Raw genomic sequence first — 12,943 nt, 5'->3', positions numbered from 1 at the left:
GTGTACCCGCGTCGTGCGGACGACGCCGGGAAGGCTGAACGGCCGGCCACGCGCGACGGCGCGACGTTCAGCGAGTCATGAGCAACGCGCGTACGAGCATCGACATGGCAGCAGGAGGGACATGCCCACCGTCAACTACACATCTGGCCGGATCCCGACGGTCGTGCTCGAGGGCAGCGGGGGCGGAACGTGACGCTGACCGCCGCTGCTGCCTCGTCGGGGTACTCCCTCACACCGAGCATTCGAGTGGCGTACGGCCTGGGCTCCCTGGCGACAGCAACATATGGCATGGTGCCTGGTCTGGTCCTCCTGCACTACCTGACCAACGTCCTCGGTGTTGCTGCCGGAGTGGCGGGATTCGTTGTCCTCGTACCCAAGCTGCTCGATCTTGTCTACAACCCTCTCATCGGGAGATTGTCCGACTCGACCGTGTCGCGACTCGGCCCTCGCAGACCGTGGATGATCGCGGGAACTGTGGTGCTCGCGCCGGGATTTGTGGCCATCTTCTTCTCCCCGATCAGTGGCAACGGCGCCGCGTTGTGGGTGGGGGCCGCGCTGGTTGTGGCGGGGCTCGGCTTTTCGGCCTTCGTGATCCCTTACAGTGTTCTGCCCGCCGAGCTCGGAGGAAGCTCTGCGGAACGCACGTCCATGATGGTGTGGCGCACCGCCTGGCAGGCCGTGGCGATGATCGTCGTAGCCGCGGTGGCATCCGCGCTCACCGGGAGCGAGAGCGGGGGACGTCAGGGCTACTTTGTGATGGCGCTCGTCATGGGTTGTCTGATTTTCATCGGAGCGAGTGGCGCGATCTACAGTGCTCGTCGATCGACCCGCGCTGCGGTGGCGGCCGAGGCACTGAAGGTGACTTCGCTGCGTGAAGCATTGAGCACGGCCTGGCGGAACCGGCCGTTTCGGGTGCTGCTGGGCGTGTTCGTGCTGATCGAGGTGGTTGTCTCCGTGACGCTGGCCGGGCTGCCGTATTTGGCGATCCAGCTCCTCGGGTCGGACGGTGCGCTCGCACCGCTGTTCCTGTGTGCGGTGGGGCCGGTGCTGCTGACGATGCCGGCGTGGCGCCGCGCCGCGGTTGCCTGGAGCAAAGCATCCTGTCTGACGGTGGCGCTTTCGATCCTCGGCGCGGGCACCGTCGCCGTTGCCGCGCTGCCTCGCGTTGAGCAGTCGGTGCGGTTCGAGGTGGCTTGTGTGGCCATCTTGATCGCCGGAATCGGCTTCGCCGGAGCGCAAATCCTGCCGCAGGCAATGCTCGCTGATATCTTGGCCGCCGACGCGGTCGAGTCCGGCCATCGCCGTGCGGGGGTTCTCGCAGGGCTGTGGTCAGCCGGCGAGACGATCGGAGGTGCTGTGGGCGCGGGTGCCTACGGCTTCGTTCTCGGCATGAGCGGATTCGTCTCATCGACAGCAGATCAGGTGGTCAGTCAGCCACGAAGCGCGCAATGGGGCATAGTGCTCGGCTATGCCGCGATCTCCTCGGCGGGTGTCCTGGCAGGGCTCGGCCTGCTGCGGAGCTACGTCTCTCCCGGGAACAGGCGCGCCACTGGTCGACATCGGTGACTTTCCTACCCGCCGACCTGCCGCGCCACAATCACCGCTTGCGCGCCAACCCCTGCTCTGCGCAACCGTGGGCGTGGACTCGAAACCGACGTGGTTGACAGCCGCTCGCTGGATGTCGAACCGTGGTCTTCGTGGTGGCCTCCTGTATATCGACCTCCGCGTCGCCCGGTCGCCGGCGTCGCTGTCGAGTCCCAGTGCAAGGCATCTTCGGCGCTGCGAGCATCGCCCGCGAACTACTCGATGTCGCGATCCGACTTCGTAAAGCGCCACCCCGGTACGCCTTGACGATCTCGCCCTGGATCACCAGTTGGCCAGGCCCGGTCCGGGCCGCGAACAATACGATCGGCAATCGCCATGCGCAGATCCTCGAACTCACCGGGCTGCCGCCGACCGGCGACTCTCAATGGCGTTGTACGCAACCGTTGTTGCCAGAAGATTCATCGGGGGTGTCGGCTTGCCAGTGGATTCGACGCCGACGACCGGAATGGAGATGCCGGTACTCCCTGTCTCTTGCCTCGATCGGCGCGGGCGACGCCGATCGAGTCCAGGTGAGAGCTACCGCGGACGCTGAAATAGCCCGGCGAGATGCTCGCTCAGTGTTGTCATGCGGAACGATGGCGAGTAGACCGCCACCGTACTGTCGGACGCGACGGAACCATGGGTGTCCCAGTGGCGAACCAACGGAATAATCGATGAGAGTCGATGTCCACGCCAGCGGAAGAGCGGAAGCGCGGCGAGCGACAGGTAGTAGAACGGGAACCTCGGTGGCGCCGTGACCGTCCGACCCGCCGCTACCGTCAGTAATCGCTCGACCTCGTGGACGGTGTAACTTCGCGGCTCGACGAAGTCGACGACTCCGTTGATCACACGACCCTTGCCGACCAGTTCGTGCACGATGAACGGTGCGACATCCTTCTGACTCACATAGCTGATGCGGCGAGATTTATTGATAGGCAGAAAGAACCGGCCTCTCTCGAGCATATCCAGCCTGGGGTCGAAAACATCCTCCATGTACGATCCGCACCGCAGTACGCTATATCCGATGCCGCTCGATGCCAGCAACCGTTCGACCTCGTACTTGGCCTCGAGAACGCCGACGCCGGAAGCGCGACCGGCGCCGAGCGCGGATGTATAGATCATGTGCTTCAGTTTTGCGGTCCGGGCGCCAGAGATGACCGCGTTCGCCGCCTTGGACTCGGTAGCCGGATCGTTGCGCCGCGCAATCGGGGTCAGGACCAATGCCGCGTCGGCGCCTTCGACTGCGCACGCGACGTCCTCGGGATTCATCATGCTGCCCGCGACGATGGTCGCCTCGGGGTATCGATGCGCCAGGATCTCGGCGTCGCGGGCCAAAAGGCGTACGCGAACCCCTTCGGCCAGCAACCCACGCACGAAGATTTCAGCCACTCGACCCGAGCATCCGATCGCGGCAATGGTCTTGGTCGGCTCGTTCAACTGATTCCGCCCTTCAGCAGGAGCGGCTTCGCCTGAATCCGCCCTAGAATTGGCTACATAGTAGCCGATACCGTGGTACGGTCATTGTGGTGCAGGTCACCCTGGGCCGCACTCACCCCGCAGGTGTCGTCAACACGCGCTCCTCTCGACCAGGAATGCGCCGGACGAGGTCGAAGATCCGGCTTGCGGCCACCTCTCGGAGCAGGACAATGAAGGCTGAAGACACTGTCGCTTTTCCCCATCGTCAGACTCGCCGATGGCCTTGGCGCCGCATCATGGTGGTCGTCCTGGCGGCGGTCGCGCTCATCGCGGCCGGAGGTATCCGGTTCGTCCTCTATTCACAACTGTCGAAACTGCCGGACGACTTCGAGTCCTCGATGTCGATGCATGGCGCCGTTGAAACCCTCGCCCCGGCAACGATGACGTTGGGTCCGCCTGCGCCTGCGCGTGTAGAGCGCGGTCTGGCGGTCGAAGCCGTCCACGGCGACACCGCGGTGTTGCATGCGACCACCCGAATCCAACGGCCTGACGGGGAGTTGAAGACGGAGTTCCGCTATGCGATCGACCGCGCCACGTTCCGCCAGAAGGCGGCTCCGGACGGGGTCGAGGTCACCAACCAACGCCGCGGTGTCGTGTTGGCTCGATCGATCGGCTCGGATCGGTCCCCCTTTGCGATGTACGACCCTCTCACCGACCGCACTGTTCGTCTGGAACACGTCCGGGACCGTGATGTACAGGGCCGCAATGGCTTTCAGTTCGAAGGCCTACTTCACGCCCCTATCGTCAACTCCACGATTCTCGCGCCGATGCGCACCGCGATCGCCAACATGACCACGGTCGGGGACGGCAGCACTATGCCCTTGCTGGCTCTCCAGGCCATCGCGCCACGGCTACCCCTGGAATACCGCGACCAGGTGCAGACGATTCTGCCGGAATTGCCCAACGAGGTCATGCTCGCGTACGTCTCGCACACCGTCTACACCGTCGTGCTCGACGAACAACTCAGCGCCCCACTGTTCCTGGCTCAGGACCAAACCACGTTGCTCGCAATCAACACGGGATACTCCACCATTCCGATGCTGCCGCTGATGCGATTGTCGGTGCAGAGCACCCCGGAAGGCGTCAGCGATGTCGTGGACACAGTCAGGGCGTTGGGTCGTACCGTCACAACCGTTCGCGATGTCGTCCCTGCCGGTCTCGCCTTCCTCGGTGCGACCGTCCTCGCCTACGCCATACTCGCCCCGCGCAGTCGCCGTCGACGCCAGCACAATCCAGCCTGAACGACTCCGGCGCCTACGCCGGTGGGTATGACTTTGTGGGCGCCTCGGCAACGAAGAATCAGGAAGTGATGCCAATGGTTCGGATAGACGTACATCAGCATCTAATTCCGCCCGTGTACCGGGAGGCGCTGATCGGGAAGGGTATCAGCGCTCCCAGTGGTCGGGAGGTTCCACCTTGGTCCCTGGACTCGGCTCGAGAGGTGATGAACGAATTCGGAATGGGGGCGTCTGTGCTGTCCGTTTCGACGCCGGGTACCAGCTTCCTGGCCGATCCGGAGGACGCCGCGGAGCTGGCCCGCGCGGTCAACGACTTCTCCGGTGCTATCGCTGATCAGGAGCCGGACCGATTCGGGTTCTTCGCGACAGTGCCGTTGCCGGACGTGGCTGCGGCGGCCGCGGAGGCGACGCGGGCCCTGGACACCCTCGGCGCCGACGGTGTGGTGCTACTGAGCAACTCGCGGGGTGTCTACATCGGGCAGCGCGGCCAAGATGCGCTGTTTCGGGTACTCGATGAGCGTGCGGCCATCGTATTCGTGCATCCGGCCGACGTGCCGGGTCCGCCGGTGGACGGCGTTCCTCCGTTCGCCACCGACTTTCTGCTCGACACGAGTCGCGCCGCCTATCTGCTCGTTCGCAACGAAGTTCGCCGACGCTACCCCAATATCCGGTTCATTCTCGGTCACGGTGGCGGGTTCGTTCCCTACGCCGCGCACAGGATGGCGCTGGCGATATTCAGTGAGACCGGCCGAAATCCCATCGAAGTGCTCGAGGAGTTCGCCGGCTTCTACTTCGACACCGCGTTGTCCTCGAGCGCGGCGGCGTTGCCGAGCTTGCTGGCCTTCGCCGATCCTGGTCACGTGCTCTACGGCAGTGACTGGCCCTTCGCGCCACAGGCGGCGGTGGCCTGGTTCGATGCGGGCATGCGCGAGTTCGGCGGCGTCAGCCCGGACACTCTTGAAGCGATCCATCACGGTAATGCCGCCGCGCTGTTCTCTCGCTTCGGCGGAGATTCGTTCGCGGTGCCGACGGCGCCGTTGTTGACTCGGGCGCGTCGTGAACTGCGCGATCGCGCCTTCGAAGCGATCGCGCGGGTAGCCTCGAAGAGGACCTGACCCGAGCAGGATGCCAGTGCCCGGTCGCCAGGAGCAGGTTGGGCCGACGGGGAGTTCGAGCAATGGGCCGGAGCTGAGGTGGTGCGCGGAACGCTTGTTCATGCCGAACACGCTGGGGACTCGATCGATCATCTGGTCGGCGAGTGCCGCCCCGTCCGCGTCTGGACTCGTCGAGCTTTTGGAGCAGGCCCAGCAGCATCCCACCCGTCGCCACCAGCCTACTGGTTTCGTTTCAGGGCAACGCTGTCAGTCGCGATCCTGAGCGCTTGGCCGTGGTGGCACACGCTACGACCACATGGGCCGTCGCCTCCGCGTTCCGTTTCACCCGCTCGGGATGATCCGTCCGGCTGTCGACGTCCGGTCCGCGGAAACCTCGCCCCGGTGCGCCCAGAAACATAGGGCACCAGCCCGTCTCGTGCTCGTCGGCCCCCGGGCATGAGACGGGCTGATGCGGGTTGATCAGTGGGGGAGGTGCCGATGGTGTTCGGCGAGGGTGTCCAGGCCGAAGTCGCCGACCGGGTCGCGCCAGACCGAGTGTGCGTGGTTGGCGTGGCGTTGGGTGTTGTCGTACTCGATGAGCAGACGCGGACCTTGGATGCGGTAGTAGTGCGGCTGCCCTGCCGTGGTGGCACCGGCCCATCCGAAATGGACTTCATCCAGAACGGTGTCGCGGGCGTAATAGGCACTGTGGCGATGTGCGATGGGCTCGGGTGCGCGGCCGGTGTAGAGCCCGATCAGCGCGCGCAGGAGTGTGCGTTGCGCGGAGTCGAGTTCGCTCGCGCGAATTCCCTTGGGTACCTGAGTAATTGCCAACGTATCGTGGTCGGTCTGACTGTAGCCGCTCGCGCTTTCCGCGCGGCGGTCGATGTCGTCGACGAGTGCGGTGAGTGCGGGGTCGTCGAATTGGCCGCGCCAGAGGTCTTGCATGTGCATCATGGTGTCGCCGTGGCTGATCCGCGCTCGATTGCCCGAGACGATGTCGGAGATCGCCGAGGCATGCAGCAGTCCCCTTCGCCATTGTTCGCCGCTCAACGACCTCGCCAGTTCTCTGGCCACTTCCTCCAGTCCCGCCAGTGGACGCAGGGTCGAGCCGAGGAGCACAGTGGTAGCAGGGTCGGCACCCAGGAAGTTGGGTGTGGTGGCGACGGTGCGTCCACCGACGATGAGGTTGTTGATCGAAATGTGGTGTCCGCCGAGTCGCCATCCCCAGACGGTGTCGCCGGGCTGACCGAATACCCGCAGCCAGAAGAGCTGCGGGTCGCGTCCGCGTTCGCGTCCCCAGTGCACTCCCCAGCCTTCGACATGGTCCAGGATGTTCTCGAGTCCCATGACGGTGGCGACGGTAGCGTAGCCGGCGGCGGAGAGCCCGGTGGCCAGTAGTTGCATGGCCAGGCTTTGCTGGCTGGGGCTCTGCTCGCGCAACGACAGGCCGCCGTGGTCGGTGGGGGTGTAGAACCAGCGAAGACGTTCGGACTCGGAGTCGGGCGTCAGGGCGGAGCCGAACTGCGCGGTGTCACGCTGCCCGGGGGTGAGCGAGCTGAGCCAAGCGTCGGCGGCCGCCGCCATCGCGACTGCCACGTCGCGCTCAGTCGGTGACATCGAGCATGACCTTGATGGCGTTGTCGGTGCGAGCGGTGTAGGTCTCGAAGGCTTCCGCGATGGCCTCGAGTGGAAAATGGTGTGTCACCAGTTCTTCTGTGCGCAGGCGCCCCTGGCCGGCCAGCGACACTGCGCGTGCGACCGACCCGGCACCTTCGCCGCGGACAGAACGCAGCGAGATGCCGTTCATGACCGCGTGATTGAGGTTCGCGGTGACGGGTTGGTCGAAGAAGCCGACGAGCACGACGGTGCCGGAACGTTTGGTCATGGCCAGGGCGGTGTCGACCGCGGCCGGAGCGCCGGAGCATTCGAGAACGATGTCGGCGCCGTGCCCGCCGGTGGCCGCACGCACAGCGGCAACAACATCGACCTGGCTGGTGTTGAGTATAGTGTCGGCGCCGAATTCGGCTCCGATGTCCAAGCGGCCGGGGCGGGTGCCGATCAGCATGACCGGCTGAGCGCCGAGCTCGCGGGCGACCTGAACGCCGAGCAGTCCGATCGGGCCGGGACCGATGATCGCGACGCTGGCGCCGACGATCAGCGAGTCCAGCACGTCGAACGCATGCATGACCGTCCCCACCGTAGTGAGTACGACGGCAGCGTCGAAATCGACGTTCTCGGGCAGTTTGGTCAGCGTGGAGACCGGGTTGGCGACGTATTGCGCGAAGCCGCCGTTGACCGTCATTCCCTGGGTGCTGTGACCTTTGTCGCGGTTGCCGTAGTTCAGGCAGTCGGTGTATGCCCCGCACAGGCAATTGGCGCAGCGCATGCAGCCTCGGTGGGCTTCGGTGACGACACGGTCCCCGACGACGAATTCGTCCACACTGTCGCCGACGGCGGCGACGACTCCGGCGTACTCGTGACCCGGGACGAAGGTGTACGGCATCGGCCCACCGTCGGGAAAGAACTTGCGGCTACGAATCTTGACATCGGTGCCGCAGAGCGAGGCGCGGTGCACACGGACCAGCACCTCGTCGGCCGCGATGTGCGGAACGGGCAGTTCGCGTGTGGTGATCACGCCTGCCTCGCCCAGCACCGCTGCCAGCATTGTTTTCGGAACCGACATCTGTAGGCCTCCTGGTCTAGTCGATGAATTACGCAAATATATGGCCCCGGGTAGTCCTGTGTCTAAATGTCGAGATCCATGGAAATTGTCTGCATTCGTTCATTGAGCCTGCTGTGAACAGGGTGTATAAGAAACATCTATCGGCGGCTTCGGATATTCGATCTGGCTGAGTCGGTGTACTCGGTGCTACTTTCGATCGAAATATCGGACCCGCCGATCGCGGTTCGATGCGAAACAGGAGAATTCACGAATGGATCTGGGAATTTCGGGTCGCACGGCCTTGGTTCTCGGTGGCGGAGGCGGCATCGGGAGTGCGGTCGCGGCGGCGCTGGCTGCCGAGGGGGTCGCGGTCGCGGTGGCCGACATCGACCGCGGCGCCGCCGAACGTACTGTCGAAGCGGTCGCTCGCGCTGGCGGGGCCGGGGTGGCGTTGGGATGGGATCTGAGTGATCTGTCGGTGATCGAAGCCAACGCCGATGTGATCGAGAACGAGTTGGGTCCAGTCGACATCCTGGTCAACAACACGGGTGGTCCGCCGCCGGCTCCTGTCACCGGCCAGTCCGCGCAGGTGTGGCAACGCTACTTCGCGTCGATGGTGCTTCCGGTCATTGCGATCACCGACCATCTCGTGCAGGGGATGCGAGCCCGTGGCTGGGGGCGGGTGATCACCAGTACGAGTTCTGGTGTGCTGGCTCCGATTCCGAACCTGGGACTGTCCAACACTCTGCGTTCGAGCTTGCTGGGCTGGTCGAAAACTCTCGCTCGGGAAGTTGCCGCTGACGGCGTGACCGCGAATGTGATCGTGCCCGGGCGGATCGGCACCGGGCGCACCGACTTCCTCGACCGAGCCAAAGCCGAACGGGAAACCAAAACCGTCGAGCAGGTCTACGCCGAGAGCGTGGCCACGATCCCTGCTGGGCGCTACGGCGATCCGGGTGAGTACGCGGCCGCGGTGACCTTTCTGGCCGGCGTTCCCGCCGCCTACATCAACGGATCGGTGCTGCGCGTCGATGGCGGACTGATCGCGGGCATCTGAGTCTCTGTTCGACATCACCTCTGGCACAGAAGGATTTACTCATGGCTGTTCTGACTCGCGATACCGCCGGCGTCTTCGCGATCGCGCCGACACCGTTCCACAGCGACGGTGAGATCGACTATGCTTCGCTCGGCCGGCTGCTCGAGTTCTACGAATCGGCCGGGGTGAGCGGTGTGACCGTGCTGGGCCAGATGGGTGAGGCTCCGAAGCTGTCCCACGCCGAATCCAGTGCGCTGGTCTCGTTCGTCTTGGACAAGACCGCCTTACCAGTCGTCGTCGGGGTCTCGGCCCCGGGATACGCCCCCATGCGTGCTCTCAGTGACCAGGTCATGGCGGCCGGCGCTGCCGGTGTCATGGTCGCTCCACCGAATACGCTGCGTACCGACGATCAGATCGTGAGTTACTACCAGGGTGTGGCGGAGGCACTGGGGGAGTCGGTGCCTCTGGTATTGCAGGACTATCCGCTCTCGTTCTCGGTGGTCATGACCCCAGCGGTGATCGCGCGCATCGCTACGACGGTGTCGTCCTGCGTGATGCTCAAGCACGAAGACTGGCCAGGCTTGGAAAAGATCTCGGCTCTGCGCCGCCTCGAACAAGAATCGGCGATGCCACGGTTGTCGATCCTGTGCGGTAACGGTGGTCTCTTTCTGGACTTCGAGACCGAACGCGGTGCCGATGGCGCCATGACCGGCTACTGTGTGCCCGAACTGCTCGTCGATGTCGTCGCTCTGACGGCCGCAGGCCATCGCGAGGCTGCCCACGACCTGTTCGACGCCCACCTTCCGTTGTTGCGTTACGAGCAGCAGCCCGGCATCGGCCTGGCGGTACGGAAGTATGTGATGACCCGACGCGGGCTGCTGACAAGCGACACTCAGCGTGCGCCGCGGCCTGTCCTCTCGACCTCCGCGCGCGCCGAGGTCGACTTCTTGCTGGAACGACTGGCTCGGCGCGACAAGCGCGTCAAGCTCGTCAGCTGAGCTCCCGTCGGGCACGATCGATGCCACACTCCCGGGGCGTCGCCGATGAGAGGAGCCCGCACCAGGCATGCAGTTGCGTCAGCTGGAATATCTTGTCTCGATTTGGGACAGTGGCTCGTTCAGCGCGGCCGCAGGCGAGTTGTTCGTGTCGCAGCCCTCGCTGTCCCAACAGATCCGCACTCTGGAAAAGGAGTTGGGCGCTCCGCTGCTCGAGCGAGGCCGCCACGGGCTGTCGTTGACGCCTGCGGGCCGGGTTCTGATTCCTTTGGCGCGCAAGATACTGGCCGAGGTCGCCACCGCGGAGCAGGCGGTCGCGCAGGTGCTCGCGGGCGCCGGCGGGGACGTCCATGTACTCACGGTGCGCTCGGTGGCTGCGGGAATCCTGCCGCCGAGCGCTGCACGCTGGCACACACGATTCCCGGACGCGGTGCTGCGGTTACACGACTATTCCCATCGCCGTGACCTCGAGGCTGCCACCCGCGCGGGGCACGGCGATCTGACGGTGGGACCTCGACCTCAGGACTGGGACGGACCGATCGTGTCGCTGGGATTCGAAGAGCTGGTCGTCGTCGGCCCGCAAGTCCACGCCCCCGGTGCCCGTGTGGATGCCCGGGAACTGGCCAGCGCCCCATGGGTGCTGTACGAGCCCGAGCAGGGCATGAGCGAGATCATCGATTGGCTCTGCGCGAGTATGGGTTTCGTCGCCCATGCGGTCGCGCGCACCGGCCAGGTCGCAGCAGGACTGTCTTTCGCTGTGGAAGGCCTCGGCGTCACTCTCGCCCCCGCCAATGCCGTGCCCGGTGGCTGGAGTGAGCACACACGCCGCGTCGGGGCGGGGGTCTTCCGCGAGATCGTTGCCTACAGCCGGCAAGATCCGCCTGCACTGGCTCGACGCTATCGTGAGCTCCTGAGCGAGATCGAACTTCCACTGACCAGGGAGGGCGATGTGCCCGCGCGCGCCTTGCGCTGCTGACCGAGTCGCCGGAGGGCATCCAGTTCCGCGAAGCGTCTCGTTGCCGAGGCGTGTTCGCTGCAATGGAGGTACGGCACCGAGGGAATCGCCGTCGCAAGGGACGAGGTAACGAGGGTCAGATTCACTGTGGGGAACGCTCGCCCGGTTCGCCGGCAAGGTAGAACGTTGGCGGCCCCACAGAAACCCCACAGTTTGACCGGAATCAACGCGAATTCAGGAAAACCGTCGAGCACGGCGGGTTCGCGAAAGATGTTGATGCTAGCTGGCATTGAGTAGCTTTGAGCATGTTCGAGAGAGCCGGAACGTTCGCCAGGTGGTCGCAGGTTCAAATCCTGTCAGCCCGACAGAAGAAACCCCCCTCTGACCTCGGTCGGAGGGGTCTTCTTGTGCGCCGAACTTTGACCGCGTCAGGCTGCCATGGTTGGCTCTTCGCTGAGCAATACAAGTAGTGATCTGCTAGATCCCGCGGGAATGCTGCTGAGCTGCAAATACTCCCCGAAGTGCGTTCCGCCGGCCGATGGACGCCGAGAGAAGTGTGCCCACACGGCCGGATCGTCGGGATCGAGCTCGGCGTCGCGCAAGGCCTGTCGATCGAGTCTTCCCATACTCAGAATCGACGCACCAGGCCGGTGTGTGGTTCCGCCGGCGACGGAGGTGTCCGCTGGTGTCCGTCGGTGTCTGCCTGTGCGGCGCGTATCGGGGTTTGCAGACCACGATCGCCGTCGGCGGGTTCGGGTGCGGTGGGGTGCGTGTCCGTGCAGGTCTGGCGCAGGTAGGCGTTTGCGCTCGGGAGTTGTCAGGCACGTTCTCGAGGTGTGGAACGAGGTAGTCATGGCAGGCAAGTTCGAACTGTTCACCGACGCCGCGGGCAAAGTCCGATGGAGTCTCAATGCTGGCAACGGCGAAGTGATCGCCCACAGTCAGGGCTATGCGAGCAAAGACGCGGCAAAGAAGGGGATCGCCTCGGTGCGGAGCAACGCGGCCGGGGCAACGATCGTCGACCTCACCGAGGCCGCGACGTAGTCTGTGCAAGGACTGAGCCCTGGCCGGATGTCGGTCAGGGCTCAGTCTTTTCCGGGGATAGGCGAGGTGGGTCGGAGGCTGGGTTGTGAGGCAGCCGTGGTGCCGTCAGGACGCGCGGGCGAGGTGTCCGTCGATGCCGAGCCGGGCGAGTTCGGCGACGAGCCGGGCGTAGTCGGGGCGGGCGACGAGCCAGGTGATGAAGGTCGACCAATTCCAGCCCCGGTCGCGGGCGATGTCGCGGGATCCGGGGGGTGCGGGTGTATTCGACCGAGGCATGGGCGAAGCCGAGAGCCGCTTGGACCTGTTGGGTTTTCAGAGAACTGGCGAACACCCGCAGTTCGAAGGTGTCTTCGAGGAAGACATTGATCGCTTGCTGTCGACCGAACCCGCGACGGCTGCCGCGGGCGAATTCCCGGCACCGTTGCCGGGCGGCGGGAGTTGAACTGGGCTGTGGGACGTCATCCAATCGTTCAGTACGTCATCCAATCCTTCAGTGCATTTTTCAGTGATCGGGGTCTACTCCGTAGCCGCGGCCTCAACGGTGGGTGCTCAGGAAGAGTCTGGGCTGCGGCCATTGTGATCGCGCCGCATCCACGACCATCCGAGGATCACACCGCCCTGCCAGCCAAGTGTCTCGGTCAGCCGGAATTCGACCCGCGCAATGACGACGCTGCGGCGGCGAGCGTGCGGATCGAGTCGAAATCCCCAGCTTCGATGGCCGGTGCTGGGGTGAGCCAGGAACCGCCGACGCAGCAGACGTTCGGCAGCGCAAGATAGGACTCGACGGTGGCCGGTGTGATACCTCCGGTCGGGCTGAGGTTCCCCCGCTGAGCCGGAGAGCGAATTACCTGGTTCC

At 64.8% G+C, this 12,943-nt stretch carries 12 protein-coding genes and 1 pseudogene; 8 read left to right on the top strand and 5 right to left on the bottom strand.

What is annotated here, in order from left to right:
• Positions 1 to 189 precede the first annotated feature (189 nt).
• Positions 190 to 1,566 carry an MFS transporter gene (locus V8688_RS01155; protein ID WP_342799941.1) on the top strand — a complete coding sequence of 459 codons (1,377 nt, stop codon included), beginning with the start codon at positions 190 to 192 and terminating at the stop codon, positions 1,564 to 1,566.
• A gap of 555 nt (positions 1,567 to 2,121) precedes the next feature.
• Here the strand turns inward: V8688_RS01155 and V8688_RS01150 are convergent.
• The gene (locus V8688_RS01150; RefSeq protein ID WP_280216601.1) at positions 2,122 to 3,021 is read right to left on the bottom strand and encodes an NAD(P)H-binding protein; all 900 of its coding nucleotides are present in this window, start codon (positions 3,019 to 3,021) and stop codon (positions 2,122 to 2,124) included.
• 209 nt (positions 3,022 to 3,230) lie between these two features.
• Between V8688_RS01150 and V8688_RS01145 the strand changes: the two genes are divergently transcribed.
• Together V8688_RS01145 and V8688_RS01140 are read left to right on the top strand one after the other, a co-directional pair.
• A complete protein-coding gene (locus tag V8688_RS01145; RefSeq protein ID WP_342799940.1) occupies positions 3,231 to 4,301 on the top strand; it encodes a porin PorA family protein in 1,071 nt (356 codons plus the stop codon).
• 74 nt (positions 4,302 to 4,375) lie between these two features.
• Positions 4,376 to 5,413 carry an amidohydrolase family protein gene (locus V8688_RS01140; protein ID WP_280216611.1) on the top strand — a complete coding sequence of 346 codons (1,038 nt, stop codon included), beginning with the start codon at positions 4,376 to 4,378 and terminating at the stop codon, positions 5,411 to 5,413.
• Positions 5,414 to 5,872: 459 nt separating this feature from the next.
• Here the strand turns inward: V8688_RS01140 and V8688_RS01135 are convergent, their stop codons facing one another.
• Together V8688_RS01135 and V8688_RS01130 are read right to left on the bottom strand one after the other, a co-directional pair.
• On the bottom strand, positions 5,873 to 6,979 hold the full coding sequence (locus tag V8688_RS01135; RefSeq protein ID WP_342799939.1) for a DUF3500 domain-containing protein: 1,107 nt from the start codon (positions 6,977 to 6,979) through the stop codon (positions 5,873 to 5,875).
• Between the two features lie 19 nt (positions 6,980 to 6,998).
• Entirely contained in the window at positions 6,999 to 8,060 is a 1,062-nt protein-coding gene (locus V8688_RS01130; protein WP_342800000.1) for a zinc-binding dehydrogenase, read from the bottom strand.
• Between the two features lie 268 nt (positions 8,061 to 8,328).
• On the opposite strand from V8688_RS01130, the gene V8688_RS01125 reads away from it, so the two are divergent.
• The 4 genes from V8688_RS01125 to V8688_RS01110 all read left to right on the top strand — a co-directional run bounded on the left by V8688_RS01125 (position 8,329) and on the right by V8688_RS01110 (position 12,087).
• Complete coding sequence (locus tag V8688_RS01125; protein WP_280216605.1) at positions 8,329 to 9,114, top strand: SDR family oxidoreductase; 786 nt, start codon at positions 8,329 to 8,331, stop codon at positions 9,112 to 9,114.
• 41 nt (positions 9,115 to 9,155) lie between these two features.
• On the top strand, positions 9,156 to 10,091 hold the full coding sequence (locus V8688_RS01120; RefSeq protein WP_280216606.1) for a dihydrodipicolinate synthase family protein: 936 nt from the start codon (positions 9,156 to 9,158) through the stop codon (positions 10,089 to 10,091).
• Positions 10,092 to 10,158: 67 nt separating this feature from the next.
• The gene (locus V8688_RS01115) at positions 10,159 to 11,064 is read left to right on the top strand and encodes a LysR family transcriptional regulator (RefSeq protein WP_342799938.1); all 906 of its coding nucleotides are present in this window, start codon (positions 10,159 to 10,161) and stop codon (positions 11,062 to 11,064) included.
• Positions 11,065 to 11,895: 831 nt separating this feature from the next.
• Positions 11,896 to 12,087: a DUF1508 domain-containing protein gene (locus V8688_RS01110; protein ID WP_342799937.1), complete on the top strand. Its 192-nt coding sequence runs from the start codon at positions 11,896 to 11,898 to the stop codon at positions 12,085 to 12,087.
• Between the two features lie 105 nt (positions 12,088 to 12,192).
• On the opposite strand, the gene V8688_RS01105 is transcribed toward V8688_RS01110, so the two are convergent.
• Positions 12,193 to 12,363, bottom strand: coding sequence for a hypothetical protein (locus tag V8688_RS01105; protein ID WP_342799936.1), 171 nt, complete (start codon positions 12,361 to 12,363; stop codon positions 12,193 to 12,195).
• On the opposite strand from V8688_RS01105, the gene V8688_RS01100 reads away from it, so the two are divergent.
• Complete coding sequence (locus tag V8688_RS01100) at positions 12,362 to 12,529, top strand: hypothetical protein (RefSeq protein ID WP_342799935.1); 168 nt, start codon at positions 12,362 to 12,364, stop codon at positions 12,527 to 12,529. The genes V8688_RS01105 and V8688_RS01100 overlap by 2 nt on opposite strands.
• Positions 12,530 to 12,725: 196 nt before the next feature.
• Here the strand turns inward: V8688_RS01100 and V8688_RS01095 are convergent.
• A pseudogene (locus tag V8688_RS01095) lies at positions 12,726 to 12,943 on the bottom strand (keto-deoxy-phosphogluconate aldolase); the annotation flags it as partial.

It is taken from the genome of Nocardia sp. No.11 (assembly GCF_038752175.1).
Taxonomy (GTDB): domain Bacteria; phylum Actinomycetota; class Actinomycetes; order Mycobacteriales; family Mycobacteriaceae; genus Nocardia; species Nocardia canadensis.
Note: the sequence above shows the minus strand (reverse complement) of the source record. Positions and strands in the feature narration are given on the sequence as shown.